General features: G+C 63.1%; 27 protein-coding genes. 10 read left to right on the top strand and 17 right to left on the bottom strand.

Annotated elements, in window-relative coordinates; all coding sequences use genetic code 11:
- Positions 1-34: 34 nt before the first annotated feature.
- Positions 35-466, bottom strand: coding sequence for a hypothetical protein (locus tag P0D80_RS15100; protein ID WP_408177665.1), 432 nt, complete (start codon positions 464-466; stop codon positions 35-37).
- A gap of 332 nt (positions 467-798) precedes the next feature.
- Here P0D80_RS15100 and P0D80_RS15095 point away from each other — a divergent pair, with 332 nt between their 5' ends.
- On the top strand, positions 799-2511 hold the full coding sequence (locus P0D80_RS15095; protein WP_408284913.1) for an IlvD/Edd family dehydratase: 1713 nt from the start codon (positions 799-801) through the stop codon (positions 2509-2511).
- A 25-nt stretch (positions 2512-2536) separates the two neighbouring features.
- Positions 2537-3445, top strand: coding sequence for a dihydrodipicolinate synthase family protein (locus tag P0D80_RS15090; protein WP_408284910.1), 909 nt, complete (start codon positions 2537-2539; stop codon positions 3443-3445).
- A gap of 238 nt (positions 3446-3683) precedes the next feature.
- Here the strand turns inward: P0D80_RS15090 and P0D80_RS15085 are convergent, their stop codons facing one another.
- The 5 genes from P0D80_RS15085 to P0D80_RS15065 all read right to left on the bottom strand — a co-directional run bounded on the left by P0D80_RS15085 (position 3684) and on the right by P0D80_RS15065 (position 7512).
- On the bottom strand, positions 3684-3977 hold the full coding sequence (locus tag P0D80_RS15085) for a hypothetical protein (RefSeq protein ID WP_408284907.1): 294 nt from the start codon (positions 3975-3977) through the stop codon (positions 3684-3686).
- Between the two features lie 447 nt (positions 3978-4424).
- Entirely contained in the window at positions 4425-4583 is a 159-nt protein-coding gene (locus P0D80_RS15080) for a hypothetical protein (RefSeq protein ID WP_408254590.1), read from the bottom strand.
- Positions 4584-4773: 190 nt separating this feature from the next.
- Positions 4774-5082, bottom strand: a complete 309-nt coding sequence (locus P0D80_RS15075) for a hypothetical protein (RefSeq protein WP_408177661.1) — start codon at positions 5080-5082, stop codon at positions 4774-4776.
- Positions 5083-5346: 264 nt separating this feature from the next.
- Complete coding sequence (locus P0D80_RS15070; protein WP_408284904.1) at positions 5347-6693, bottom strand: hypothetical protein; 1347 nt, start codon at positions 6691-6693, stop codon at positions 5347-5349.
- Between the two features lie 132 nt (positions 6694-6825).
- On the bottom strand, positions 6826-7512 hold the full coding sequence (locus P0D80_RS15065) for an MgtC/SapB family protein (protein ID WP_408284901.1): 687 nt from the start codon (positions 7510-7512) through the stop codon (positions 6826-6828).
- A gap of 272 nt (positions 7513-7784) precedes the next feature.
- Between P0D80_RS15065 and P0D80_RS15060 the strand changes: the two genes are divergently transcribed.
- Together P0D80_RS15060 and P0D80_RS15055 are read left to right on the top strand one after the other, a co-directional pair.
- Positions 7785-8894: an AGE family epimerase/isomerase gene (locus P0D80_RS15060; protein ID WP_408177692.1), complete on the top strand. Its 1110-nt coding sequence runs from the start codon at positions 7785-7787 to the stop codon at positions 8892-8894.
- 168 nt (positions 8895-9062) lie between these two features.
- Positions 9063-9278 carry a hypothetical protein gene (locus P0D80_RS15055; protein ID WP_408284899.1) on the top strand — a complete coding sequence of 72 codons (216 nt, stop codon included), beginning with the start codon at positions 9063-9065 and terminating at the stop codon, positions 9276-9278.
- Positions 9279-9378: 100 nt separating this feature from the next.
- On the opposite strand, the gene P0D80_RS15050 is transcribed toward P0D80_RS15055, so the two are convergent.
- Positions 9379-9654: a hypothetical protein gene (locus tag P0D80_RS15050; protein WP_132383548.1), complete on the bottom strand. Its 276-nt coding sequence runs from the start codon at positions 9652-9654 to the stop codon at positions 9379-9381.
- 218 nt (positions 9655-9872) lie between these two features.
- Between P0D80_RS15050 and P0D80_RS15045 the strand changes: the two genes are divergently transcribed.
- Positions 9873-10076, top strand: coding sequence for a cold-shock protein (locus tag P0D80_RS15045; RefSeq protein ID WP_007178724.1), 204 nt, complete (start codon positions 9873-9875; stop codon positions 10074-10076).
- Between the two features lie 112 nt (positions 10077-10188).
- On the opposite strand, the gene P0D80_RS15040 is transcribed toward P0D80_RS15045, so the two are convergent.
- A complete protein-coding gene (locus P0D80_RS15040; RefSeq protein ID WP_408284894.1) occupies positions 10189-11811 on the bottom strand; it encodes a methyl-accepting chemotaxis protein in 1623 nt (540 codons plus the stop codon).
- Between the two features lie 269 nt (positions 11812-12080).
- Here P0D80_RS15040 and P0D80_RS15035 point away from each other — a divergent pair, with 269 nt between their 5' ends.
- The 3 genes from P0D80_RS15035 (at position 12081) to P0D80_RS15025 (ending at position 14347) form a co-directional block, all read left to right on the top strand.
- On the top strand, positions 12081-12515 hold the full coding sequence (locus P0D80_RS15035) for a PaaI family thioesterase (protein WP_012428699.1): 435 nt from the start codon (positions 12081-12083) through the stop codon (positions 12513-12515).
- A 121-nt stretch (positions 12516-12636) separates the two neighbouring features.
- Positions 12637-12939 (top strand): ArsR/SmtB family transcription factor, encoded by a 303-nt coding sequence (locus tag P0D80_RS15030; RefSeq protein ID WP_106281679.1) that lies wholly within the window; start codon positions 12637-12639, stop codon positions 12937-12939.
- A gap of 55 nt (positions 12940-12994) precedes the next feature.
- Positions 12995-14347 carry a pyridoxal phosphate-dependent decarboxylase family protein gene (locus P0D80_RS15025; RefSeq protein WP_408284891.1) on the top strand — a complete coding sequence of 451 codons (1353 nt, stop codon included), beginning with the start codon at positions 12995-12997 and terminating at the stop codon, positions 14345-14347.
- A 164-nt stretch (positions 14348-14511) separates the two neighbouring features.
- Here P0D80_RS15025 and P0D80_RS15020 read toward each other — a convergent pair whose 3' ends face one another.
- From P0D80_RS15020 to P0D80_RS14980, 9 genes are all read right to left on the bottom strand, one after another.
- Positions 14512-15360, bottom strand: a complete 849-nt coding sequence (locus P0D80_RS15020; RefSeq protein ID WP_132383540.1) for an ureidoglycolate lyase — start codon at positions 15358-15360, stop codon at positions 14512-14514.
- A gap of 66 nt (positions 15361-15426) precedes the next feature.
- Positions 15427-16170, bottom strand: a complete 744-nt coding sequence (locus P0D80_RS15015) for an SDR family oxidoreductase (protein WP_408284888.1) — start codon at positions 16168-16170, stop codon at positions 15427-15429.
- A gap of 58 nt (positions 16171-16228) precedes the next feature.
- The gene (locus tag P0D80_RS15010) at positions 16229-17059 is read right to left on the bottom strand and encodes an amidohydrolase family protein (protein WP_408177657.1); all 831 of its coding nucleotides are present in this window, start codon (positions 17057-17059) and stop codon (positions 16229-16231) included.
- A 7-nt stretch (positions 17060-17066) separates the two neighbouring features.
- Positions 17067-18107: an aldo/keto reductase gene (locus tag P0D80_RS15005; RefSeq protein WP_408284885.1), complete on the bottom strand. Its 1041-nt coding sequence runs from the start codon at positions 18105-18107 to the stop codon at positions 17067-17069.
- Between the two features lie 184 nt (positions 18108-18291).
- Positions 18292-19611, bottom strand: coding sequence for a UxaA family hydrolase (locus P0D80_RS15000; protein WP_132383532.1), 1320 nt, complete (start codon positions 19609-19611; stop codon positions 18292-18294).
- A gap of 42 nt (positions 19612-19653) precedes the next feature.
- Complete coding sequence (locus tag P0D80_RS14995; RefSeq protein WP_408284882.1) at positions 19654-19980, bottom strand: UxaA family hydrolase; 327 nt, start codon at positions 19978-19980, stop codon at positions 19654-19656.
- A 25-nt stretch (positions 19981-20005) separates the two neighbouring features.
- Positions 20006-21061: an ABC transporter permease gene (locus P0D80_RS14990; protein ID WP_408284879.1), complete on the bottom strand. Its 1056-nt coding sequence runs from the start codon at positions 21059-21061 to the stop codon at positions 20006-20008.
- Positions 21051-22571 (bottom strand): sugar ABC transporter ATP-binding protein, encoded by a 1521-nt coding sequence (locus tag P0D80_RS14985; protein ID WP_408284877.1) that lies wholly within the window; start codon positions 22569-22571, stop codon positions 21051-21053. The genes P0D80_RS14990 and P0D80_RS14985 overlap by 11 nt, the downstream gene beginning before the upstream one ends.
- Positions 22568-23617 carry a sugar ABC transporter substrate-binding protein gene (locus P0D80_RS14980; protein WP_132383524.1) on the bottom strand — a complete coding sequence of 350 codons (1050 nt, stop codon included), beginning with the start codon at positions 23615-23617 and terminating at the stop codon, positions 22568-22570. Before P0D80_RS14980 ends, P0D80_RS14985 begins: the two co-directional genes overlap by 4 nt.
- A 320-nt stretch (positions 23618-23937) precedes the next feature.
- On the opposite strand from P0D80_RS14980, the gene P0D80_RS14975 reads away from it, so the two are divergent.
- Entirely contained in the window at positions 23938-24726 is a 789-nt protein-coding gene (locus P0D80_RS14975) for an IclR family transcriptional regulator (RefSeq protein ID WP_132383522.1), read from the top strand.
- A 131-nt stretch (positions 24727-24857) separates the two neighbouring features.
- On the top strand, positions 24858-25403 hold the full coding sequence (locus tag P0D80_RS14970) for a hypothetical protein (RefSeq protein ID WP_132383520.1): 546 nt from the start codon (positions 24858-24860) through the stop codon (positions 25401-25403).
- The last annotated feature ends 50 nt before the right edge of the window (positions 25404-25453 follow it).

The following is a 25453-nucleotide window of genomic DNA, read 5'->3' as shown; positions in this document are numbered from 1 at the left end:
GAAGCGATGTATGTCATCACCGACGAGCGCGGATTCAATGATACGTCGTCGTAGACGACTGCAGCTTCGTCAGCACGCCGCGTTGGAATCGGAACCAGCCTTGCGAGCTTTGCATCACGACTTCATCGCCTTGCCAGAACACGCGCTTGACCGTCATGCGCTTACCCGAGCGTTGCACAAGCGGCGGATGGTGGCGGAAGTCGTACAGCACTGGGCCGGACTCAGTTTGCACGAGCATGCGCGTGACGGTGTCATCTGCGCTGCCGACGTCATCGAAATGACTGAGCGTGTTTGCGCCGAAGCGATCGAAAACTTCCTTGTCGAGCATCCCGACGAAATCGTGGTCGACACGCACGAATTGCAGGTTGCCCGAGGGCGTGACGAGCGGGCCGGACGCGTTGCTTTGCGCATGAACGCAGGTCACGAAAGAAGTGGCTGCCAACGCAGCGAGGAGCAGTCGTCTCATGTTTTTTTTAGATTCGGCGGCGTCTCCGACGACGGAGCACGACCTCTAATCGTTCCTTGGGAACATTATCGTCAATTTTTGGCCGACGCGTCGAAAGGTGCGGTGTCTACCGTGCCTTTTGCTATCACGTATGACGGCATTTCGACGATCCGTGAGATGAGACTCTAAGTTGCGAATCTTGAAGGCACCTGCATGCTTATAGGCGCAATGCCCTTTCATTGATTACCATTAAGCCACGGCCAATTAAGCTCAGAATACGAGCACAACTCGCGCCAGGACGATTCTAATAGATACGGCATCACCTCATCACGAAGGTTTCCGGGAGACAGGACATGCGCAAGCTTCGTTCACAAAGCTGGTTCGGCAGGAACGACAAGGATGGATTTATCCACCGCTCGTGGATGAAAAACCAGGGTATTCCGCACGATGAGTTCGACGGACGTCCGGTGATCGGCATCTGCAATACGTGGTCGGAACTCACGCCATGTAACGCGCATTTTCGCGAGTTGGCGGAGTACGTGAAGAAAGGCGTGCATGAAGCGGGAGGCTTGCCGCTCGAGTTTCCGGTGATGTCACTTGGCGAATCCAATCTGCGGCCTACCGCGATGCTGTTTCGCAATCTGGCCTCGATGGATGTCGAAGAGTCGATTCGCGGCAATCCGATGGACGGCGTGATTCTGCTTGTGGGTTGCGACAAGACCACGCCCGCGCTGCTGATGGGCGCGGCGTCGTGCAATCTGCCGGCGCTGGCCGTGTCCGGCGGACCGATGCTCAATGGCCGGTTTCGCGGCAAGAACATCGGCTCCGGCACGGGTGTCTGGCAGATGTCCGAGGAAGTGCGCGCCGGCACGATGACGCAGGAAGAATTCACCGAAGCCGAGTCGTGCATGAACCGCTCGCGCGGTCACTGCATGACGATGGGCACGGCGTCGACGATGGCCTCGATGGTCGAATCGCTCGGCATGGGCTTGCCGCATAACGCGGCGATTCCCGCGGTCGATGCGCGCCGTCAGGTGCTCGCGCATCTCGCGGGCCGGCGCATCGTCGACATGGTTCGCGAGGATCTGACGATGGACAAGATCCTGACGCGGCAGGCCTTTGAAAACGCGATCCGCACGAATGCGGCGATCGGCGGGTCGACCAATGCGGTCGTTCATCTGATCGCGCTGGCCAAGCGCATTGGCGTGGAGTTATCGCTTGAAGATTGGGAACTGGGTTCGAACGTGCCGTGTCTCGTGAACCTGCAACCGTCGGGCGAATATCTGATGGAGGACTTTTACTACGCGGGTGGTTTGCCGGCCGTGTTGAAGCAACTTGGCGAACAAGGGCTCTTGCATAAAGAAGCGCTGACCGTGAACGGCAAGACGATCTGGGACAACGTGCGCAACGCACCGAATCACGATGAGAAAGTCATCACGACGTTCGCCGAGCCGTTCAAGCCGAAGGCCGGCATCGCGGTGCTCAAGGGCAACCTGGCGCCGAATGGCGCAGTGATCAAGCCGTCGGCGGCCACCGCGGCGTTGCTCAAGCATCGCGGTCGAGCGGTAGTGTTCGAGAACGTCGAAGAACTACACGCCAAAGTCGATGACGATTCGCTCGATATCGACGAGCACTGCATCATGGTGCTCAAAGGCGCGGGGCCGAAGGGTTATCCCGGTTTTGCGGAAGTCGGCAATATGCCGCTGCCAAAGAAGGTGCTTGAAAAAGGCATCACCGACATGGTCCGCATCTCGGACGGCCGCATGAGCGGGACGGCGTACGGCGCGGTCGTGTTGCACGTGTCACCGGAAGCGGCTGCGGGCGGGCCGCTCGCGTTCGTGCAGACCGGCGACATGATCGAACTCGATGTCGAAGCGCGCCGCCTGCATCTCGACGTCACCGACGAGGAACTCGCGCGCCGGCGCGCCGCATGGCAGGCGCCCGAGGCGCCCAAACGCGGCTACTACAAGCTCTATGTCGACCATGTGCTGCAAGCGGATCAGGGCGCGGATCTCGACTTCCTCGTCGGATCGAGCGGCGCGCCTGTGCCGCGCGACTCACACTAATGCCCATTGACAAGGGAACAGTCCAATGACGGCGAACGATGCACTTCCTCCCGGCGGAATCTGGCCCGTTCTGTACGCGTATTTCGACCCGCACAATCTGCTCGATCGAAACGCTATGCGCGCGCAGGTCGATGCCACGATTCGCGCAGGCGCGCCGGGCATTGTGATCCTCGGGCTCGCGACCGAAGTACATCGCATGTCGCTCGACGAGAAGCATCATGTAATCGACTGGGCCAGCACTGACATCGATGCGCTCGTGCCGCTCGCCGTCACGATCACGGGCGACACCGTTGACGCCCAGACCGCGCTTGCCGATTACGCTGTGACGCGTGGTGCGTCATGGCTGATCCTGCAGCCGCCTTCCGCGCGTAATCAGCCCGAATCGTTCTATTTCGATTTTTTCGCTGACGTGATGGAGCGCGTGCATGCTCCGGTTGGCATACAAAACGCGCCCGAGTATCTCGGCGTTGGACTGTCCGCAGAGTCGATCGTTGAACTCGCGCGTCAACGCGACAATTTTCGATGGCTCAAAGGCGAAGGACCCGCGATTGTGATCCGTCACACAATCGACCAGTTACGCGCGCTCGGAACTCCTCTGCCCGTGTTCAACGGACGCGGCGGTCAGGAGATCATCGACAATCTGCGCGCAGGTTGCGCCGGCCTGATCGTTGCACCGGATACCTTCGACAGGCAGGTCGCTATTCAGCGAGCTTTTGTTGCTGGAGACGAGGCGCGTGCTGAGGCGCTGTATGCAGAAGTACTGCCGTCCATTGTGTTTGTGATGCAGTCGCTAGACTCATTGACCTGCTACGGTAAACGGATCGCGGCGTGGAGAATGGGATTTGATGTGCACCACGATCGCGGCATCGCGCCAACGGCATTCGGACTCGAATGCGCGCGGCGCTTTGCACAGCGACTGGGGGCCTACGCCTGAACCGCGATTAGAGGACGAGACATTCACATTGTCGCGGCTGGTTGGCGCGGGCCGATATCCTCGACGGCCAATGCCCGGCGCGAGCATGATGGCTGCGCGGTCGATGCAGTCGGCGTCGATCAATTCGTCGAGCGCCGACTCGCAAGCCCGAACGTGACAAAGCCGGTCTTCCGCAAGGAAGGACCGGCTTTGTGGACTTCCCGCCGACGCCGCGTCGCGCGGCGTCGTCACGCGCGGATTAATAGCGCTGCGGCGGACGATGGTCGTCGTGGTGATGCGGATCGTAGTCGTGCGGATGATGGCGCATCCAGTCGTCATGAGCCCAATAGCGATGGCCGTCATAGTAACGATCACCGTGCCAGCCGATATTGATCGACACGCCCACCGGCATCATGTGCGGCTGACCGTAGACCGCCGGTCCGTTTTCCACGACCACGCGTTCTTGGGCAAATGCGCTGCCAGCTGCGAGCAGCGCGCCGCCAGCCAGCAAGGTTGCGATGATCGAACGCGATGTCTTGTTCAAGGTTTTCATAGTGACCTCCCATCAAAGTTTTGTATCAAGCCAGCGTCCGTGCTCGAGATCGACCTGAACCTGCAATTTCAGGCTCGAACCAGACGCCGTACGCTTGAGACCAACTTTAGCGGCGCAAACCGCATGAAGACGTGAGCACTTGTAAGCGCACATTTCATAGAAAGGGACGGATGGCCAAAGCGCTTTTTGCCTGTCGCGCCCTGTCTACAAAGCCATGCGCGGTGACTGGGCCACGCCGGCTCTACGGCCATCTTTCAGGCTCCGTTACATTCATTTCGGCCCGGAAATATTCGGAGACAAGCCCTGAGCGGCGGAAAAGCGTCCGGAAAAAAACAAAAAGCCACGGTACGCGTTTCGCGAACTGTGGCTTCAATGGTGATGCGATGCGCATCCGACATGCGCGCCCGTACGCAGTTGCTCCGCGTTTGGGCCGGTACGACTTTGCTTTTAGTCGCTCAGCTTGACGCCGAACAACGTAGCTTGTGCTCTGCGAACGCGTTCTGCTTCGCGGCTACGCGCTTCGTACGAGTAGTCCGTATCCAGCGGCAGATGGGGCGACGCAAAGAGGTCGCTGACCTTTTGGAACAACGCAAAAATGAAGCTCATGGCGACTCCCGGTTAGTTACTGCATTTGCTAGGGTTTTCCCTTAAGAAAAAGTATAGGGTTTTCCCTAGGCAAAAGCTAGTGCAATGCAGCAATTTTTCGGTGTGGTGCGTTGTCGCAGGGTATTTTTCACATGGTGCGTTGCATCATGACAACGTCCCTGTTTTTTCAATTCAGGGGCAAAGGGCTGGTCTACTGCAACGTGGTCGATACCGGCTTCCTGCTGCGCATTGGCTTCGGGCTCGCCGCGGCCTTGCGCGGGTTGACTACTGCGGCGTCGACCGCGCCCGCCGCCGTGCTGTCCGCGCGCATCAGCGTCGCGCTATTCACCGACACGATCAGCCCCGGCAGCGTCCGTGCCGGATTGTCCTGCGGCTTGACGGCGGCGCCCGTCGCTGAAAACTCGACATTCAGCGCCCAGTGGCCCTCGTGGATGCCCTGATCGCGCAGAAGTGCGCCCAACAGTTCCTCGATGGAATATTTGTGTTCGCTAGTCGGCATGGTGGCTCCCGTCAGAAGATGCGCTGGCGTATCCGGTCCGGCTTCGCAACAGCATTGAAAGTGTAGAACGTGGGGTTTGCGTTGCGGCGTGGCGGAAACGCGCGGCGCCTTACGGCGTCTATCCGGTGAAATGGCGAGCTTGGCGGTCGGCGAGTACCGCGCGAACGTTGGTAAGCGGGGAGCGGGGAGCGGGGAGCGGCGACCGGCGAGTGCCGAGTGGATCACCGCGGCCGGCTCATCGCCGGCCACGGCGCTCACTGACTGTCAATGCGGGGTGACGGCTTTCGGCTTATGCGCATGCTGCGCTCGCGCGGCGCGCCTCGCATGCGCCGGCGCAGCGGCGGCTTGCTGAGGCGCGGCGGGCGCTGCCGCAGCCGCGGCCGCGTCGGAAGCGGCATTGGCGGCGGCTGCGTTCGCCATCGCCATGTGCGTGTCGAGCAAACTCGCCATCGCCGCCTGCTGGTTCTGCATCATCTGTTCGATGCGATGCTGCTGGGCCGTCGTCTCGCGCGTGAGGCGCATCAGCAGCAACGTTTGCGTAATGCCGATCGCGACCGTCACCAGCAACGCGCCCACCACGATCGACAGCATCCATTTCATGCGGCGCGAATGATCGGTCGCGGCGCGGCGTTGATCGGCGATCACGCCGTAGAGCGCGTCGACGGTGTCGGCGAAGGCGGTTGCCCGCGCGCGATCGAGTTCCGGCGCGGCCCGCAGCGCCGCCGCAGCCGCCTCGGCGCGGCGGGCTTCGCGCCACGGCGTGGCGAACGCGGCGTTAGCCTGTGCGGACGCCGATGAATTCGTCGACGCCTCCAAGCCAACCTTCGAACCTTCAGTAGCAGCGTCCGACTGTGCGGACGCGGGTTCGCTCGTCGTTGTGTCCGCCACGCCGGCCGCGACTGCAGCCGGTTCTTGCGAAGCCGAAGCCGAAGCCGCCTTGGCAAAAGTCGCCGCAAAGCGTTGCGGCGCCTTGCCACCGCCTGAAGCCGGCACCGTCGCGGTGTCAGTTGCTACCCCCGGCTCGGACGCCTGACGCAGCGCGGTCACGCTGCGCGCCACGGTGGCTGCCGCCATCGAGGGCGACAGCGGCGCCGATGCATCACGCGCTGGTGCCGCCGATTTCTCTTCAGCGACAGTGGCCGAGTCCGCCGCTTTCGCGTCACCCAAACCCACGTCGCCAGCCGCCGAACCTGTCGCCACCAACGGCTCGATTTCGAGCCCGCTCAATAGCGCGTTGACCGGCACCGGCTGATCATCGGACTTCGCAGCACGAGGCGTGCGGCGCGCAGCCCGCGCGTCCACCGGCGCGTTGTCGCCGGCATCGATCGCGCCGACCGCGGCCAACACCACATCGGGTAATTCGAAACCGTGCAGCGTGCCTTGCCGGATGTCGATATTCATCGCTTCCAGCGTGGCGCGGGTGGGATCGTCGGGGAACAGATCGAGCGTGCTGTCGTCGCGGGACGCCTCGCTCAGTTGCGCGAGGCGTTGTGCCGAGCGCGCGGCGCGCGCCAGCTTGTTTTCAGTTTCGGTCGAGACGGTGGCCTGGCGCCGCTTCTTCGAAGCGGCGCGCTGAGGCCGGGACTGCGTGGATGCTACGGAATCTGCCATAGAGAAAAAAGCGGTCGTCGCCGGAATGCGGGCGCCGAGCACCGCTCGTCAATGCCGTTGGAATTTTTCGAGACCGCATTGTCGCATGGCCGCCCGCGCCCACCGAAGCCATTCGGCGAGGATTTTCCGTTTTTAGGAAGTCGTGTCGTCCTGCCGGAACTGCTTGACGCCGTGCAGTTGACGCAAGCGGCCGCAGATCGCCTCATATTCCGTATTCGACACGCGATGCAAGGTGATCACCACTTCATCGCACTCGGGCGCGTCCTCGCTTTGCTGCATCACGAACTGCTTGACGCGCGGACTCGCGGCGCCGAGTTCGTCGTGCAGCGAGTGGAACGTCATGGTGCCGCGCTCGACGATCATCGTCAGCTGGCGCCGTTGCTTGACCGTGATGAAGCGGCGCTCGAGCGGCTTGATGCCCGCGAGAATAATCAGAATGATGATGGTCGCCGCGATCGACGCCGTGTACAGCCCGCCGCCGACCGCAAGACCGATCGCGGCGACCGACCAGAGGCTCGCCGCCGTCGTCAGTCCGCGCACGATTTCGCCACGCAGCAGGATCGAGCCCGCGCCGAGGAAGCCGATGCCCGACACCACCTGCGCGGCCATCCGCGAAGGGTCGAGCACGATGTGGTCGCCGGTCAGCACTTCGGCGAAACCGTAGGCCGAGACGATCATGATGAGCGCCGAACCGACGCACACCAGCATGTGCGTACGTAGGCCCGCGGCCCACGAAAGCCGCTCCCGCTCGAAACCGATGACGCTGCCGAGCGCCGCGGCCACTACCAGACGGGCGATGAGTTCGAGATTCCCCAGCATTGTTTTTCCTCCTTATCGGAAATAATTTGGAGTATTTTCCGCACCGGCGCCGCAGTGCCAGTGGGACCCGTTTGCTTTATGCTAAGCCGCACGCGCCATGCGGACCGCGCGCTCAATCGCTGTCTCGATTTTGCGGTTGCCGATTTGCAAAGCAGGTAGCATCCACGCTCACCGGCAGGTTTGCCGGCAACGGCGCCGCACTCTGAAACTCAGGCTACGGACCCACTCCGCGCCCGCTTCGCTTCGACATACCCTGTTTGACCCATTTGACTATGCAGAGCATGAACCCACCCGCCGCTTCCACCGTCGCACTCGTTGCCAGTCTGCGCGATCACTTCACTGGCGTGGTGCTGCCGATCTGGCGCGGCCCGGGTTTCAACGCTGCACTGAAGCTGCCCTACGAAGCGGTCAGCGCCGAGGATCATCAGGCGCTGCCTGCCGAGCGCTACCGGGCCATGGCCTGCGCGCGGCAATTGTTCGTGTTCTCGCAAGCGGGCGACGCGGCCCATGCGCAGGTGCTGTTCGATTCGCTGATGCATACCTTTCAGGACACGCGCAACGGTGGATGGTTCTACAGCGTGGATGCGCAAGGCGCACCGCTCGACACCACCAAGGACCTGTACACGCACGCGTTCGTGGTGTTTGCGTGCGCGGAGTACGCCCGGCGCTCGGGAAAACGCGACGCGCTGGAAGTCGTGCATCGCACGTCGGCGCTGATCCAGTCGAACTTCGCCGCTGAAGACGATCTGTTCAACGCCGCGCTGACCTCGGATTTCGCGGGCGTGACGGGCACGCCGATCCAGAATCCCTTGATGCACCTCACCGAAGCCTGGCTGGCCGCTCGCGAAGCCACGCACGACAACGCTTTCGACGCCGCGCTGCGACGTCTAGCCGGTGCGCTCGCGCGGCGCTTCGTGCATGCGCCCACGGGCTGCATCGCCGAACTGCCGATCGGCGCGGACGATAACCGTCTGGAACCCGGGCACCAGTTCGAATGGTTCTGGCTGGTCAAGCAGGCGGGCGCGGTGTTCGAAGGCTCGGGTCTCGTCGAAGCCATGCCGCGTGCGTTCAGCTTCGCGCAGCAACATGGAGTGGACCGGGAAACCGGCGGCGTGTACGCCTCGCTCGACGAAACCGGCCGGGTCAAGGACGCGACCCAGCGGATCTGGGCCCAAACCGAATATCTGCGCGCGCTGGCGAGCCACGGGGAACCAGCGGCGCGCGCCGCGCTGTCGAGACAAATCGAACTGTTCCAGCAGCGCTTTCTGCGTCCGCAAGGCTGGTTCGAATGCAAGACGCCAGCGGGTGAAGTGGCGCGCGCCGACATGCCGTCGACCACGCCTTATCACCTCGCGACCGCCTACGACGCGTTGCCGACCTGAACGCGGCCGACAAAAACCACGCGACGTGCGAACGCCTCAACTTCGCTAGCCATCCTGGCCATGGCCAAGAAACTCGCCGAACCTTGGTATCGACCGCCGCCGGCTGACGAAGTGTGTCCACTCTGCGGCCGACCGATCCCGGCGAGCCAACGCGACTTGCATCATTGGGTGCCGAAAACGAAAGGCGGCAAGGAAGTCGCCGCGTTGCACCGCATTTGCCACCGCCAGCTCCACGCGCTGTTCTCGGAAACCGAACTGGCGCAGCGCTATTCAACGGTCGAGGCGCTGCTCAACGACGAGGCGGTACGCACCTTCGTTCGCTGGATCCGCACCAAGCCGAATGATTTTTACGAGCGCACGCGCCGCAGCGGGCGTAAAGGCTAAGGCCGAAGAACGGCCAGGCGCCCGACCGATCGCAAAGCCGGCTGAAAGCCGGCCGCGATCTCACAACGGGCGCAGACACAAAAGCCGACCGCCCGGTCGATCAATACTCTTCGCGCTGCCAAGGGCTCCAGCCGCTGTCGGCAGATTTAAAACGCATATAAGTTGCGCTGTTGCCGGTGGGGGTGTCCGATGTGTCGCCGTGCGGCTTCTGATCGGTTGTGTGAAGGGCGAAAGCCTGGCGGTCTTCGGTATCAACGGTGATACGGCCGACCGGGTCCGGGGCGCCCTCTTGAGGTGATTTAGACTCCAATATCGCCAGATAGGGGGTCAAACGACTCCAGAACGAGGTAAGTTCTTCTTGCAAATAATGTGTCAATGTTTTTCCTGGAAGAGTAATACAAGCAGTTTACCCTACCCGCGGGAACAGCCTTCCAATTGCTTGCCAGGCCTCAAAAAGGTCGAAGCCGGGGAATACCCGAATACTGGTTGATTGGCGTCCGTCATAAAGACGTGATACAACTCCTACTTCGCGCTCGATCTCGTGTTGAGAAATAGCGGTCGCGAATGCAACACACAACATTTACTGGATTAAAAATGGCAACAGGTACTGTGAAGTGGTTTAACGATGCAAAGGGCTTTGGCTTCATCACGCCGGACGACGGCGGCGAAGACCTGTTCGCGCACTTTTCGGAAGTTCAAGGCAGCGGCTTCAAGTCCCTGCAGGAAAACCAGAAGGTGACGTTTGAAGTTAAGCAAGGCCCGAAGGGCAAGCAAGCTGCGAACATCCAGCCGGCCTAAGTACCGTCAGGTACGTTGAGGCACCCTTAGGCGCTTGCGTCTAATGCAAAATGGCCCGCTTCGGCGGGCCATTTTCTTTGTCTGACGTTTTCTTTTTGAGCGCTTGCGCGGTTTAAATTGCGCGCATACCGGACAACGAAAAATCGGCCGATGGCCCGCGTGCTTCGTCGATTTGTTGCGTGCGCAACACAGATTCAGAAATTTCGAACACGGACACGGCCTGCTTCAATTGCTGCGTCTGCTGATGCAGCGAAGCCGCCGCCGCGGCAGCTTCTTCGACGAGCGCCGCGTTCTGCTGCGTCATCTCATCCATCTGCACCACCGCCTGATTGACCTGCTCGATGCCCGTGCTCTGCTCGAGCGACGACGCGCTGATCTCCGCCATCATCTGCGTGACGCGCGAGATCGAGGCGGACACGTTGCTCATCGCCTCGCCCGCATGCTCGACCAGCGTCGAACCACCCTGAATCTCGGCGACCGATTCGCTGATCAGCGTTTTGATTTCCTTCGCCGATTGCGCGCTGCGCTGCGCGAGGCCGCGCACCTCGCCCGCCACCACGGCGAAGCCGCGCCCCTGCTCGCCCGCGCGCGCCGCTTCCACAGCCGCGTTCAGCGCAAGGATGTTAGTCTGGAACGCAATGCCGTCGATCACCGAAATGATCTCGGCAATCTTGTCCGAGCTCTGCGCAATGCCGCGCATCTTGTCGACCACTTCGTTGACCACTTCGCTGCCGCGCGAGGTCGCTTCGAGCGCGGTCTCGGCGAGCGCATTGGCCTCACGGGCGTGCTCGGCGTTCTGACGGACGGTAGCCGTCAGCTCCTCCATGCTCGACGCGGTTTCTTCGAGCGACGCCGCCTGGTTTTCAGTGCGCGCCGACAGATCGGCGTTGCCGGTCGCGATTTCGTCGGCGCCCAAGTGGATCGAATCGGCGGATTCGCGCACGGTCTGCACGGTGCGCGCCACGCTCGCCTGCATTTTCGCGAGACCCGAGAACAGGCGGCCGATTTCATTGGTGCCGCGCCCGGCGATCGGCTGATCGAGGCGGCCTTGCGCGATACGGTCGAAGTGACGGCCCGCTTCTTCCAGCGGGGCCACCACGCCACGGCGCAGCGCCGCGTACACGGCGAACGTGCCGGCCACCAGCACCAGCAGGATCACGATGCTGACGGCGCGGAAAGTCGCCATACGCGTATCGATCGAATCGAGCGACGCACGGCTCGCGGCGTTGCCGAATTGCACGAAGTTATGCGACTCGCCGAGGTAGGCGTCCTGGAACGACTGCGTCGGCTGATCGAGGAAAGCCTGGATGTTGTTCGAATCGAGAAACTGCACCAGTTCCGCGAGCGCGTCGTGCAGCTTCTTATAGCGCTCGGCGAGCGCGGCGGCGCGGGCGCCGTTTTCGTCGCCGGTCTTCGGCGCGCTCATGAACGCCGCGAATGACTGGTCGGCGGCCGTCAACTGTTCGCGGGCGTGCTGCACGATATCGGTCGGCTCGGAGCCGCCGCGCACCATGCGCGTCCCGGCGCGCGAGAGGTTGATGCGCGCGTCCATCAAATGCTGGGTCGTTTCGTTGACCGCGTCCACCTGCTTCAAGGCGATGTTCGACAGATCGCCCACGTCGTCATGAGTACGCGTGAGCGACCAGAACCCCAAACCCACCGTGACAAGCTGGAAAACGCAGAACGCGGCCAGAACACACAACAGGCCGGATGCGACCTTGATCTTGCTGAACATCGTGAATACCTGAAGACAAAGAATGACGGGAGCTACGTCAGGGTTAACGGCATAAGCGCGCCGTGCTTGAGCCCAATTCCATCAAAGATCGTCTTACGCCCCCTTTTCATCGGCCAACTTCACTATTGCAATCAATTCGCGCAACAATGCACGGCGCAAATTACCGATTCACCTTGACGCGGTGCGTGCGCGCTTCCTAGAGTGGGTAGGGACTGCACGACGCAGGCCAGTGCAGATTGCCACCGCGGGCCACGCCCGAAGGAATCACAATGACCGACCTCCTCGACCGGGCGCGCGGCGCACTGCATGCCCAGCCGTTCAGCATGCTGTTGGGCGCAGAGTTGATGCAGACAAGCACCAGCGAACTCACGCTGAGTCTGCCGATCCGCGACGAACTGCGGCAGCAGCACGGCTTCGTGCATGGCGGCGTCATCAGCTATCTCGCCGACAACGCGCTGACCTTCGCGGGCGCGCTGCTGCTCGGGCCGAAGGTCGTGACCGGGGAATACAAGATCAACTACCTGCGGCCGGCCATCAACGGCACGCTGATCGCGCGCGCGAAGGTCGTCTACGCGGGCCAGCATCAGGCGACCTGCCAATGCAACGTGTATGTGATGGAAGGCAACCGCGAAAAGCTGATTGCCGTCGCACAAGGCACGGTCAACCGGATCAGCGAGAACGGCGAGCACGAACACGCGGGCTGACGCGGCTTCACCCGCGTGGCTGAAGCACATCGCGCCGTCATCACTGCGCTTGTTCACGTTTCGTCATTTAGCTAATATACGAAACGTTATCGACGCAAGATTCTGTTCGGCACGCCGCTACATGACAGACGAACTCACCCGCATCAACGCGCTCGCCAACGCCAGCCGGCTCGCCGTCATGCGCTGGCTGAAAGAGCCGACGCGGCATTTCCCGTATCAGGACCATGCGGATATCGAAACGGTCGGCGTGTGCTGCACGTTCATCACCGACAAGCTCGGCATAGCGCCCGCCACCACCACGCGTCACATGCGCATCCTCGCCGATGCGGGACTCGTGCGCGCGCAGCGGATCGGCAAATTCACGTACTACAAGCGCATCGACGCCGAGTTGCAGAAGCTCGGCCGCGACCTCGCCAATCTTTAGGCGCGTGGTCTTCAAGGGACCGCGCCAACAATTTTTCGATCATCAAGGGAGCCACATGGACGAACTCGCAATTCTCGCGGACGCCGACCGGCGCGCGCACGCTTACCTTGCCGGCATCGGCAAGCGCCAGGTGTTTCCGGATGCGGCCGCGCTCGCGCAACTCGCCGCCTTCGACGAAGCCTTCCCGCAACATGGCCACGCGCCCGCCGACGTGCTGCGTCTGCTCGACGAAAGCGGAACGCCCGGCACGGTAGCGTCGAACGATCCGCGCTATTACGGCTTTGTGATCGGCGCGGTGTTGCCGGCCGCCGCGGCGGCCGAGCGTCTGATGGGCGCGTGGGACCAGTGCGCGTCGACCTTCGACAACTCGCCGGTCGCGGCCACGCTGGAGAAAATCGCGGCGCGCTGGGTGCTCGACGCGCTCGATCTGCCGCGCGAAGCGGCGATCGGCTTCGGCACCAGCGCGACGGCGTGCACGCTCGTTTGCGTCGCGGCGGCACGACGCGCGCTGCTCGCGCGCAAGGGTTGGGATTTCGACAACGACGGTTTGGACGGCGCGCCGCCGGTGCGCGTCGTGATCTCCGAGATGGCCCACATCACCGTGAAGAAGGCGTTGCGCGTGCTCGGCTTCGGCATGAAGCGCGTGATCAGCGCGCCCGTGGATGAGCATGGCCGCATCGACCCCGCCCAGTTGCCGCCGCTCGACGACATGACGATCTTCTGCGTGCAAGCTGGCGAAGTGAACACCGGCGAATTCGATCTGTTCGCGGAGTTGATTCCCCGCGCCAAGGCGGCCGGCGCATGGATTCACGTCGATGGGGCGTTCGGTCTGTGGGCGCGGGCGTCGTCGAAACGGGCGCTGACCGATGGCATCGACGGCGCCGATAGTTGGACCACCGACGGCCACAAGTGGCTCAACACGCCCTACGACGGCGCCATGGCGATCTGCCGCGACGCGCAGGCGCTTTCATCGGCGATGAACAGCGACGCGGTCTATCTGACAGGCGCGCATGACGCGCAGAAGAACGTGAATCTCGAGTTCTCGCGCCGCGCGCGCGGCATTCCGATCTGGGCGGCGTTGCGTTCGCTCGGGCGCAGCGGCGTGCAGGAGATGGTCGACCGGCATTGCGCGCAGGCTGCGCGAATCGCTGAAGGTCTGCGCGCCGCCGGGTTCGAGGTGCTGAATCGCGTCGTGTTGAACCAGGTGCTGGTGCGCGCGAAGACCGACGCGCAGACGGTGGCGATTCGCGAAGCGGCGCAGGCGTCGGGCGAAACGTGGTTCGGCCAGACTGTCTGGCAAGGCCGGCCGGCGTTTCGCATCAGCGTGTCGTCATGGCGCACCGAGGACACGCACGTCGATCAGTTGGTGGCGCTGCTCGCGCGCTTGCTTGCGGAACAACGCGCCTGAGCGGCGCCGCCGAAGACACGCAAGTTGATCGTTTAGCGGCGCCGCTCACGCGACTGCTCATGGAACGGCGCAACTGAGCGGTAACGACGCCAACTAAAAAGGCGGTTCCTGCCTGTCGATGCAGAAACCGCCTTTCTTCGTGCAGTCAAGCTTGCGAGCGCGAATTACTCCGCCGCGTACGTCTTCTGCGTTTGCTCGCCCAGACCTTCGATACCCAGACGGATTGTCTGGCCCGGCTTCAGGAACACCGGATTCGGCTTCACGCCCATGCCGACGCCCGGCGGCGTGCCGGTCGAAATCACGTCGCCCGGTTGCAGGCTCATGCACTGCGACACGTACGAAACCAGTTTCGCGACGCCGAACACCATCGTCTTCGTGCTGCCGTTCTGATAGCGGTGGCCATCCACTTCGAGCCACAGGCTCAGGTTCTGCGGATCGGCGACTTCGTCGCGCGTGACCATCCACGGGCCGATCGGGCCGAACGTGTCGAAACCCTTGCCCTTGTCCCAGGTGCCGCCGCGTTCGATCTGCCATTCGCGTTCCGACACGTCGTTGATCACGCAATATCCGGCGACGTAATCGAGTGCGTTGGCTTCGTCGATATATTTCGCGGGCTTGCCGATCACCACGCCGAGCTCGACTTCCCAGTCGGTTTTCTTCGAGCCGCGCGGAATCTCGACGTCGTCGTTCGGGCCGCTGATCGCGCTCGTCCACTTGTTGAAGATGACCGGCTCGGAGGGCACCGGCAGATTCGATTCGGCCGCGTGATCCGCGTAATTCAAGCCGATGCAGATGAACTTGCCGATCTTGCCGACGCACGGACCCATGCGCGGATTGCCTTCGACCAGCGGCAGCGAGGCCGGATCGAGCGCGCGCAGTTTGGCGAGACCTTCGTCGGTCAGCGCGGCGCCGTCGATATCGGCGACCACTTTCGACAGATCACGAAGCTTGCCTTGCGCGTCGAGCAGGCCCGGCTTTTCCTGGCCTTTCGGCCCATAACGAAGCAGTTTCATCCTTGCACTTCCTTTCAGTGGTGTTCGGTTCGTGGTTCAGCTTGAGTCGGCGTGGGTCGGCGTGCGTCAGTTCGACCAGCCGCCGTCGATCACATGAGCATGGCCCGTGGTAAACGACGATTCGTCGGACCCGAGATACAGCGCCAACGCGGCGATCTCTTCCGGCTTGCCGATGCGGCCCATCGGCTGACGCGCCACAAAGGCGGCCTGCACGGCGTCCAGCGTCGCGCCTTGCGCCTGAGCCTGCGCGACGATCCGCTGTTCGAGCGACGGCGAAGCCACCGTGCCCGGGCAGATCGCGTTACAGCGTACACCACGCGTGATGAAGTCCGCAGCAACGGACTTGGTCAGCCCGATCACCGCGGCCTTCGAGGCGCTATACGCGAAGCGGTTCGGCACGCCCTTCACGCTCGATGCCGCCGACGACATATTGATGATCGAGCCGCCGCCGTGCTCCAGCATGGCGGGCAGGAACGCGCGGATCATGCGGTACATCGCCTTCGCGTTCAGGTCGAACGCGAAGTCCCAATCCTCTTCGCTGCATTCGAGAATATTGCCCGCATGCACGAAGCCCGCGCAGTTGAACAGCACGTCGATCGCGCCGAGTTCGGCGGCCAGCGCCTTGATCGCCGCGTCGTCGCGCACGTCGAGCTTGCGCGCGTCGACCGGCTTGCCGGCGAGCCCGTCAATGCGGATATCCGTGGCGATCACACGCGCGCCTTCGCGTGCGAAGAGTTCGGCGGTGGCGAGTCCGATGCCTTGTCCTGCCGCTGTGATCAGGGCCGTCTTGCCGGACAGTCTTTGTGTCATCTACGACTCCAGTTGAATGGGCTTTGCATTTGCTTTTGCTTCAGGTCTCTTGCAGAAATCACAGTCGATAAAACGCGGCGGCATTGCCGCCGAAAACCGCTTCGCGCTCGCCCTCGCTCAACGACGTGAGCAACGTGTTGGCCACCGAATGCCAAAGCAGATAGTCGCCGTTCAGATCGAGCACCGGCCAGTCGCTGCCCCACATCAAGCGCGCCGGACCGAATGACTTCAGCAGATGATCGACGTACGGGTGCAGCGTTTCCTCGCTCCAGCCGGGGGATGCCTCGGTGACGAGGCCCGACAGCTTGCAATGCACGTGCGGCAGTTGCGCGAGCCGCGTGATCGCATCGGCCCAGCTTGGATAGCCCGCGCGTCCATAGCGGATGGGCGGCTTCGCGCCATGATCGACGACGATGCGCAGCGCCGGAAAGCGCGTCGCGAAGGTCTCGAAAGGCTCGACGTGGCGCGCGTAAATCAGCGCGTCGAACGCGAGGTCGTGCGCGATCAGCGCTTCGATCGCCGGCGCGAGATCGGGGTTCGCGATCCATGTGTCGTCCGGCAAATCCTGCAGCATCGGCCGCACGCCCTTGAACTTCGGCTCATGCGCCAAGGCTTCGATCACCTCCGGCGCCGTGGGCAGCAACAACGGCACCCAGCCGACCACGCCCGCAATCGACGGCTCATGGCGCGCTATGTCCAGCAAATAACGCGTTTCGTCGATGGTCGGTGCCGCCTGCACCACCACCGTCCGTTCGATGCCCGCGCGTTCGCGCAACGGCTTGAGATCCTCCGGGCCGAACGTCCGGTACAGGATTTTCAGTTCCGGCGTGAGCCACTCGTAATCGCCACGAGCGGGATCCCAGTAGTGCTGGTGGGCATCGATATGCATCGTCAACTCAATCCTCTGGCGCGGGGGCGCGGCTGTCGAGCAAGCCTTCGTCGCGCAACGCGGACCACAAGGCCGCGGGGATCGGCTTCTCGAACGACGCGGCGTTCTCGCGTAATTCGTCGGCACTGCGCGCGCCGGTCAACACGGTGGCGACCGCCGGATGCGCATACGGAAACTGCAAGGCGGCGGCCGCGAGCGGCACGCCGTGCGTACGGCAGACCGCTTCCAGCCGCGCGACGCGCTCGATCACTTCGGGCGGCGCTTTGCCGTAATTGAATTTCAGATCGCCTTCAACGCCGCGCGCCAGAATGCCCGAGTTGAACGCGCCGCCTAACAGGATGCTGACGCCGCGTTTTTCACAGGCCGGCAACAGGTCGTCGAGCGTGGTCTGTTCGAGGAGCGTATAACGGCCCGCGAGCAACGCGCAATCGATATCGAACTCGGCCATCGCATCGAGTATGACCGCGCCTTCGTTGACACCGAGTCCGACTGCCTTGATCGCGCCAGACGAGCGCAATGTGTCCAGCGCGCGAAAACCGCCGCCTTCGGTTAGCTGCCGCCAGTGATGGGGATGGTTGTCGCCGTGCGTGACACGGCCAATATCGTGCACCAGCAGAATGTCGATTTCGACGATGCCCAGGCGCTGCTGGCTGTCCTCGAATGAACGCAGAATGCCGTCGTGCGTGTAGTCGTAAATCGCTTCGAAAGGAAGCGGGTTTTGCCAGCCTTCCTTGTCGTCGAAAGGCGTGGTGCGCGGCACGAAACGGCGCCCCACTTTGGTGGACAGAAGATAGTCGCCGCGCGGATAGCGCCGGAGCGCGTCGCCCAGACGATGCTCGGCCTTCGTATTGCCGTAATGCGGCGCGGTGTCGAAATAGCGCACGCCGGCGTCCCACGCGGCGGCAATGGTGGCGTGTGCTTCTTCATCAGTCAGATCGCGGTAGAGGCCGCCGAGCGGCGCCGTTCCGAGTCCCAATCCGGTCACCTGCAAAGGCCCGCGGCCGATGCGGCGCCGTTGCCCGATCTTCGATCCGATCGTTGCGGTCATTGAGCGCATCTCCAGTGTCGATCGGAGTTGGCGCTTTCGCTGTCGACCAGAGTCGGCGGTTCAACGCCTACTCTGGTCCCATGCAAAGCACTTAGTCCGATCCCATTCGTGTTTTACCATGCATGGGCGAGGTTTGCCCACGGTGTATACAGACGGCTTGCTGCCAGGCCCGCGGACCTGCCGCTCAGTGCGGCTCGATCGCAACGACCCGATGCTGCGCTGCGGCGCTCGACGGCAAGCAAGCCGGGCCAACCGGTTCGAAGGTCTTGTACGTCAGGATGAACTCCTGATGACCGAGCGTCTCCGACTTCGAAGCCGCGCCGCGCGACACTGCCACCGTTTGCTCGAACACTTCGCGGCCCACCTCGTCGAGCGTGCCGCGGCCTTCGAGAATGCGGCCTGCATCGACATCCATGTCGCCGGAAAGGTTGCGGTACGTCGCGGGATTCGCGCACACCTTGATCACCGGGGAGATCGCCGAGCCGACCACCGAGCCGCGTCCGGTCGTGAACAGAATCACATGCGCGCCGCAGGCGATCAGTTCGCCGATCTCCGCGTTGTCGCTAATGTTGGGAAAGCCGAAGCGCGGCTCGCCGTCCGGCACCACGTCGAGCAAATACAGGCCGCCGGTCGGCGGAATGTCGCCGGGCTTGATGATGCCGATAATCGGCGACGCCCCGCTCTTCGCATACGCGCCCAGCGATTTCTCTTCCTGCGTGGTGAGTCCGCCATCCGCGTTGCCGACCGCAAAACTGCCGTGGCCGAGAATCGAGTAATAACGCGCCGCCTTCGCGACGCAGGCCACGATCTCATCGCCGAGCGCCGGGCGCGCCGCGCGCGTCTTCATATGGAATTCGCAGCCCACCAGTTCGCCGGTTTCTTCGAAGATGCACGTCGCGCCCGCGTCGATCAGATGATCGAACGCGCGGCCCACCGCCGGGTTCGCGGTGATGCCGCTGGTGCCGTCCGAGCCGCCGCAAATCGTGCCGATCACCAGTTCGCTCAGCGCCATGGGCACTTTCTGCTGCGCGGCGAGTTGCTCGCGCGCGCCACGAATCCAGTCGACGCCGTATTGAATCGTGCTGCGCGTGCCGCCCTTTTCCTGAATCGTCAGCACTTCGACGGGACGGCCGCTCGCGCGCACCACGTCCACCAGATAGTGCTTGTTCATGCTCTCGCAACCGAGCGATACGAACAGCACCGCGCCCACGTTGGGATGCGTGGTGAGCCGCTCGAGCATTTTCTCGGCGTAGCCGTTCGGATAGCAGCCGGGGAAGCCGATCAGATGCACGGGCGGTTCGCGTTCGGCGGAAGGATCGTCGAACGCGTCGAGCGGTTCGCGAAACTGCGTGACGATCTCGCGCGCGACGTGATGCGCGCACTCGACCAGATACGCCACCGCAACCACATTGCGGATGCCCTTGCGGCCGTCGCGGCGCAGATAGCCTTGCAACGCGGGCTGCTGCGATTCGGCAGATGGAGATGCTACGGAAATGTCAGTCATGATCGTTCCAGCGCGGCGCGAGGCCACGTCATTGTGCCCACATCAGTGATGGACGAATTCGTGGCCCGCGTCGTGTGTGTACGTCGGCAGGTAATCGCTTTCGAGATTGTGCGTATGCAGATGCGCACCGCGCGCCACGGCTTCTGTCACGTGACCGATCACTGCGCCGTAGCGCAGCACCTTGTCGTCTTTCGCAAGTTCATGGCGCGCCACCTTGTGGCCGAGTTCGATGGTCTTGGTGAGCGTCACGCGCTCGCCTTCGATCTCGACTTGCGTGCCGCAGTCCAGACGCGCCGCCGCGATCAGGCAGTTGTCGGCGGGGCTGAGCAGGATCAGGCGTGAGTCCGTTTGCAATGGGCGGCTGGTCAAATGAGTTCTCCGAGGTGCGTGCGCATTAGTTTTGACCTTCGCCGCTGGCGAGGCGCGCCACCATCAGCGAGCCCAGGATGATCGCGCCGTAAATCGCCTGAATCCAGAAAGACGGCACTTGGGCAAGCGTCAGCAGGTTCTGCACGACGCCGAGCAGCAGCACGCCGGTGAGCGCGCCGAACATGGTGCCCTTGCCGCCGTCGAGTGAAATGCCGCCGATTACCGCTGCCGCGAACACCGTGAAGATCATGCCGTTGCCCTGGTTTGCGTTGATCGCGCCGACATAGCCGGTCACGATCAGACCGCCCACCGAGGCAAGTATGCTCCCGAGCACGAATACGCCCCACGTGATGCGTTCCACGCGAATCCCCGCCGCGCGCGCCGCTTCCGGGTTGCCGCCGATCGCGTACAACGCGCGCCCCAACCGGTGATAGCGCAGCATGAAGGCCGCAATCGCGAACGCCACCGCCGCGAGCCACACGGACAAAGGCAAGCCGAGCACGATAGTGGTGGCGAGCGCGAAGAACGACGGCGGCATATCGAACAGCGTGCCGCCCTTGGTCGCGCCGACCAGCATGCCGCGCAACACGATCAGCATGGCCAGCGTGACGATGAACGCATTGAGCCGCAAGCGCACTACGAGGAAGCCGTTGATCAAACCGATCACCGCGCCCACCACCACGATGGCGAGCAAGCCGGCCGCCGCCGGCCATTGCATGCCGAAGCCCGCCGACGCCGCCGGCATCACCAGCATCGCGCCCACTGCGGGCGCGATGCCGACCGTCGATTCAAGCGACAAGTCGAACTTGCCGGTCAGCACGATCAGCGACTCGGCGAGCACGACGAGCGCCAACGCCGCCGACGCTCCCAACACGCTGATGAGATTGGCCTTGGTCAGAAAGCTCGGGCTGACAAATGCGCCGATCACGATCAGCAAAGCGAGCGCGGGCAGCAAGGCCAACTCGCGCAGACGCGCGAGTTCAGAGCGCGCGCGTTTGCCGCGTGACGCCTGCGCGGCCAACGGCGGCTGAGCCGCAGCTTGCGCGGTGCCGAATGCAGGACTGGGCACACTATTCTTCATGGAGACTGACTCCTTCAACGGATGCGATCAGGTCGTGGTCCTGCCAACCCGCGGGAAATTCGGCCGCGACACGGCCACGGAACATGACCAGCACGCGGTCACAGGTGCGCAGATCGTCGAGTTCGCCGGACACGACCAGCACGGCCTTGCCCTCTTCGCGCACGCGATCCACGACGGAGAGCAACGCTTCTTTCGATTTCACGTCGACGCCCGCGGTGGGATCGATGAGCACGAGCACGTTGGGATTGGTGGCCAGCGCGCGCGCCATCACCACCTTTTGCTGATTGCCGCCGGACAGACCCGACACGACATGCTCCGGACCTTGCGCGACGATGCCGAGCGCGTCGATCATCTTCTGGCCGAAGGCGTTCTTCTTCGCGGGCGGCGCGATGCCGAACTTGCCGAGCACGCGCGCGATCGTCATCGATGCATTTTCCGCAACCGATTGCGTGAGCACCAAGCCTTCGTGATGCCGATCCTTCGGCACACAGCCGATGCCGTGCGCGAGCGCCGCGGGCACATCGCCAGGCGGCAAGGTTGCGCCGTCCACGCTGATCGTGCCGCGCTTGGCGGCACGCAGACCCGCAATCGCTTCAGCTACGCTCGTGCGGCCGCTGCTCGTCGCGCCGGTCAAGCCGACGACTTCGCCGCGCTTGACGGTGAACGACACGCCTTCGTAATCGGCGCCGGCCAATTCTTTAATTTCCAGCGTGACCGCCGTGTCTGCGGGCAACGCGCCGCGCGCCGCCGCATCGGCGACGGCGAGACCGCCGCGTTCGCCGGTCATCGCTTCGATCAACTGCTCGCGCGGCAACGCGGAAACCGGCGCGCTGACGATATGCCGCGCGTCGCGCAGCACCGTCACGGCCTGGCAGATTTCATAGACTTCCTGAAGATGATGCGAGATGAAGAGGAACGTCACGCCCTCGCGCTGCAACTCGCTGATGCGCCGGAACAGGCGCTTGATCTCGTCGCCGTCGAGCTGCGCGGTCGGTTCGTCGAGAATGATGAAGCGCGCGCCGTACGACAGCGCGCGCGCAATCTCCACCAGTTGCCGCGCTTCCACTGACAGATCGCCGGCGCGGGCATCTTCGCGCACGTCGATCTTCCAGTGATCGAGCAACGCGCGCGCGTCGCGCCGCATGGCTTGCCAATCGATCACGCCACCGCGCAACGGCTGCCGGTTGATGAACAGATTCTCCGCGACGCTCAGATCGCGGATGATGGTCGAATGCTGATAGACGCACGCCACGCGCTCGCGCCACGCGTCGCGATTCGCGATCGACGGCGCGGCCGCGCCGCTGAAACGCACCTCGCCGGTGTCGGGCTTGCGCAGGCCGGTGAGGATCGACACCAGCGTCGATTTACCCGCGCCGTTGCGCCCGACGAGCGCATGCGACTCGCCGGGCATCACGCGGATGCTCACGTCGTTCAGAGCGGCCGTCGAGCCGAAGCGTTTGGTGACCTCAAGCGCTTCGACCACGGGCACGGAGGGCGTGAGCTCGCTCATTTGACCGTGTTACCCCACAAGGCTTTGTCGTCGACGTTCGATTTCGTCACGAGCGGTGCGGGCAATTGGTCTTCCAGAATGCCGGGCGCCAACTGGATGATGTTGCTGCCGTGATCGGTCGGGCCCGGCTTGAAGGTCTGACCTGCCAACGCCGCCTTGATATAGAACAGGCCGTATTTCGCGTACGAGTCGGCGGGCTGCGACACGGTCGCGTCGATATCGCCGCGGCGGATCGCCTCGAATTCCTGAGGAATGCCGTCGTTGCTGACGATCACGACGTGTTTCGCATCGCCGGCGGGAAACAGCATCTGCTTGCGCCGCAAGGTTTGCAGCGTCGGCGACAGATAGACGCCGCCTGCCTGCATGTAAATGCCCTTCACGTCGGGATTCGCGGTCAGCAAGCTGTCGAGCGCGGTAGCCGCGACGTCGCCTTTCCAGGCTGCGGGAATCTCCAGCACCGACACGCCAGGATAGCCCTTCATGCAAGAGCGGAATGCTTCAGACCGGTCGCGCCCGTTGACCGATGCCAGGTCGCCCATGATCTGCACGACCTTGCCGGACTTCACGTGCTCGCCGATGTACTTGCACGCCTTCTCGCCGTACGCATGATTGTCGGCGCGCACCACCATCGCGACCTTGCCTTGCGTCGGCGCGACGTCCACGGCGACGACCGGCACATTCCGCGCCGCGGCGGCGTCGAGCGCACGGCTGATTGCGGCCGAATCCAGCGGGCCGACCACGATGCCCTTCGCACCGAGGTTCAGCAGGTTGTTCATGTCCGTGATCTGCTGGACAGGATCGCCATTCGAATTGACCGGCGCGAGGATATCGAGGCCGCTCTCCTTCGCATATTTGGGCAGATAGTTGTTGTACGACTGCCAGAACGGCGACGTCAGCAGCGGCAGACCGAGGCCGATCTTGCCGGTGTCGGCGGCTTGCGCGGCGCCCGTCACACCGAGTCCGGCGAGGCACGCAGCGGCTGCAACCGCGGACAACGAACTGCGGAACAAACGGCGGGCCGTGAGCGGCCCTTTCGTGAACGACATGGTTGTCTCCTGTGTCGATGGGACTCAGCGCTTTAGCACTGACTCCCATCCCATACACGATGGTTGTTGTGGGAACTGCGTGAACCCGGCTGCGGGGCCCGGCACTTCGTCCAGCGCTTTCTAATCGATTCGTGTGAGTATTGGCGTGCGCTCATTCACCAATGAACGTATTATTCATATACGGACTTTTTTAAGTCAAGGCATGTACACTGCATTAGCCGTCCGTGTTTTCCCTGGACGAACGCCACCTCTACGAGATTCGTCACGCACTTACACTCACGCGCCACATAATGAGAACAGCCCAAGGAACCTCGCTCACGATGGACGCAGACGACAAAGACGACGCCGACCGCTACCGCGCCCCGGCGCTCGACAAAGGCCTCGACATCCTCGAACTGCTCGCCGAGCAGAAGGAAGGACTGACGCGCGCCGAAATCACCAAGCTGCTCGGACGCAATGCGAGCGAGATGTATCGCATGCTCGAACGGCTGGTCGCGCGTCAGTACGTGGTGCGCTCGGCGGCGGGCGACCGGTATTCGCTCAGCCTCAAGCTGTACGCGCTCGCCCACCGTCATCCGCCGATGAACCGTCTGATCTCCGAAGCGCTGCCGCTCATGCAGCGCTTCGCCGACGCTGCCGAACAGTCGTGTCACCTCGTGGTGTACGACCGCGGCAATCTGCTGGTGATCGCGCAGGTGGATGGTCCCGGTACGTGGGGCATCTCGGTGCGGCTCGGTTCGCGCGTCGGCCTGATCGATACGGGTTCGGGCCGCGTGATGCTGGCGTTTCAAAGCATCGAGCAGCGCGAACAGATGCTGGCCGAACACACCAAGGTGAAGGGCGAGGTCACCATCGATCGCGCCGCGCTCGAGCAGGCCTGCGAGCGGATTCGCACGGCGGGTTTTTCGCAGAAGGACAGCCAGCAGACGTTCGGCGTGACCGACGTCACGTTTCCGATCCAGGGTCCGTCCGGTCAGGCGATCGCGGTCCTCACGTGTCCGTATTTGCGGCGTATCGACGAATACGTCGCGCCGACGCTTGAAGCCGCCACCGCGCTCTTGCGCGAGACCGTCCAGGCGCTGTCGATGTTTCACGAGAACGCCGCCTAGCGCGTCATGCAGGCAAGCGAACCCGCGCGGCGGCTCGTCGAAATTCGATGGCTCGCGCACATGGTTTAGAATGGCGACCCTCTCAAAAATCACGCCGCATGGGTTCGCTCATGCGCGCTCATCGATAAGCAATGGCGAAACTTCTGACCGATTCCGAATTCCAGCGTTTTTCCGAGCTCCAGCAGAAGCAGTCGAGCTTCACGATCACGCCTGAAGAAGCCGACGAACTGCGCGACATCGTCGCTCATGCGCAAAAGCGCCGCGACGACCGCGCGGCGGCGATGCAAAGCATCGAGACGTTCATTCAGCAATTCGACATCAGCCCGGACGAGCTGTTTTCGCCGGAGCAGATCGGCGAAGCCGCGCGCACGTACGGCCTGATTCCGGCCGCGAAGAAAGAGCGGGTGCTGCCGCCGCAATTCACGTTCAACGGCAAGCCGTATCAGTGGACGACGCGCGCGCTGCCGGACGATATTCGCGTGCCGTTGTTCGATGCCTTCAAGGCGGGTGAATCGGTGAAGTCGTTTATTGCGACGCCGAAGGATGCGAGCCGTTGCGCGGCGACGATTGCGCGGTTGGAGCGTGAGACGGGGGCGGTTTATGGGGATGCGTGGTTGGAGGAGTTGGCGGTGACGCGTGATCAGGTCGACGCCGCTGCGGAGAAACTCGCGGCGTAAGTCTGAGAACCCTGTTATCGCGGGTGGCACTCCATACGCGTACGACAAGA

This window comes from Paraburkholderia sp. RL17-373-BIF-A (genome assembly GCF_046030175.1).
In the GTDB taxonomy this organism is placed as follows: domain Bacteria; phylum Pseudomonadota; class Gammaproteobacteria; order Burkholderiales; family Burkholderiaceae; genus Paraburkholderia.
This window is presented reverse-complemented; position numbering and strand designations above follow the sequence as displayed.

What these genes read in the sequence shown, in the direction of transcription:
- P0D80_RS14985 (WP_408284877.1), bottom strand. Translation starts at nt 22,571, where the DNA reads ATGAGCGAGCTCACGCCCTCCGTGCCCGTGGTCGAAGCGCTTGAGGTC.
- P0D80_RS15060 (WP_408177692.1), top strand. Translation starts at nt 7,785, where the DNA reads ATGCAGAGCATGAACCCACCCGCCGCTTCCACCGTCGCACTCGTTGCC.
- P0D80_RS15065 (WP_408284901.1), bottom strand. Translation starts at nt 7,512, where the DNA reads ATGCTGGGGAATCTCGAACTCATCGCCCGTCTGGTAGTGGCCGCGGCG.
- P0D80_RS15025 (WP_408284891.1), top strand. Translation starts at nt 12,995, where the DNA reads ATGGACGAACTCGCAATTCTCGCGGACGCCGACCGGCGCGCGCACGCT.
- P0D80_RS15045 (WP_007178724.1), top strand. Translation starts at nt 9,873, where the DNA reads ATGGCAACAGGTACTGTGAAGTGGTTTAACGATGCAAAGGGCTTTGGC.
- P0D80_RS15095 (WP_408284913.1), top strand. Translation starts at nt 799, where the DNA reads ATGCGCAAGCTTCGTTCACAAAGCTGGTTCGGCAGGAACGACAAGGAT.
- P0D80_RS14990 (WP_408284879.1), bottom strand. Translation starts at nt 21,061, where the DNA reads ATGAAGAATAGTGTGCCCAGTCCTGCATTCGGCACCGCGCAAGCTGCG.
- P0D80_RS14975 (WP_132383522.1), top strand. Translation starts at nt 23,938, where the DNA reads ATGGACGCAGACGACAAAGACGACGCCGACCGCTACCGCGCCCCGGCG.
- P0D80_RS15080 (WP_408254590.1), bottom strand. Translation starts at nt 4,583, where the DNA reads ATGAGCTTCATTTTTGCGTTGTTCCAAAAGGTCAGCGACCTCTTTGCG.
- P0D80_RS14980 (WP_132383524.1), bottom strand. Translation starts at nt 23,617, where the DNA reads ATGTCGTTCACGAAAGGGCCGCTCACGGCCCGCCGTTTGTTCCGCAGT.
- P0D80_RS14970 (WP_132383520.1), top strand. Translation starts at nt 24,858, where the DNA reads ATGGCGAAACTTCTGACCGATTCCGAATTCCAGCGTTTTTCCGAGCTC.
- P0D80_RS15010 (WP_408177657.1), bottom strand. Translation starts at nt 17,059, where the DNA reads ATGCATATCGATGCCCACCAGCACTACTGGGATCCCGCTCGTGGCGAT.
- P0D80_RS15100 (WP_408177665.1), bottom strand. Translation starts at nt 466, where the DNA reads ATGAGACGACTGCTCCTCGCTGCGTTGGCAGCCACTTCTTTCGTGACC.
- P0D80_RS15020 (WP_132383540.1), bottom strand. Translation starts at nt 15,360, where the DNA reads ATGAAACTGCTTCGTTATGGGCCGAAAGGCCAGGAAAAGCCGGGCCTG.
- P0D80_RS15040 (WP_408284894.1), bottom strand. Translation starts at nt 11,811, where the DNA reads ATGTTCAGCAAGATCAAGGTCGCATCCGGCCTGTTGTGTGTTCTGGCC.
- P0D80_RS15005 (WP_408284885.1), bottom strand. Translation starts at nt 18,107, where the DNA reads ATGACCGCAACGATCGGATCGAAGATCGGGCAACGGCGCCGCATCGGC.
- P0D80_RS15015 (WP_408284888.1), bottom strand. Translation starts at nt 16,170, where the DNA reads ATGACACAAAGACTGTCCGGCAAGACGGCCCTGATCACAGCGGCAGGA.
- P0D80_RS15000 (WP_132383532.1), bottom strand. Translation starts at nt 19,611, where the DNA reads ATGACTGACATTTCCGTAGCATCTCCATCTGCCGAATCGCAGCAGCCC.
- P0D80_RS15030 (WP_106281679.1), top strand. Translation starts at nt 12,637, where the DNA reads ATGACAGACGAACTCACCCGCATCAACGCGCTCGCCAACGCCAGCCGG.
- P0D80_RS15070 (WP_408284904.1), bottom strand. Translation starts at nt 6,693, where the DNA reads ATGGCAGATTCCGTAGCATCCACGCAGTCCCGGCCTCAGCGCGCCGCT.
- P0D80_RS15075 (WP_408177661.1), bottom strand. Translation starts at nt 5,082, where the DNA reads ATGCCGACTAGCGAACACAAATATTCCATCGAGGAACTGTTGGGCGCA.
- P0D80_RS15035 (WP_012428699.1), top strand. Translation starts at nt 12,081, where the DNA reads ATGACCGACCTCCTCGACCGGGCGCGCGGCGCACTGCATGCCCAGCCG.
- P0D80_RS15090 (WP_408284910.1), top strand. Translation starts at nt 2,537, where the DNA reads ATGACGGCGAACGATGCACTTCCTCCCGGCGGAATCTGGCCCGTTCTG.
- P0D80_RS15085 (WP_408284907.1), bottom strand. Translation starts at nt 3,977, where the DNA reads ATGAAAACCTTGAACAAGACATCGCGTTCGATCATCGCAACCTTGCTG.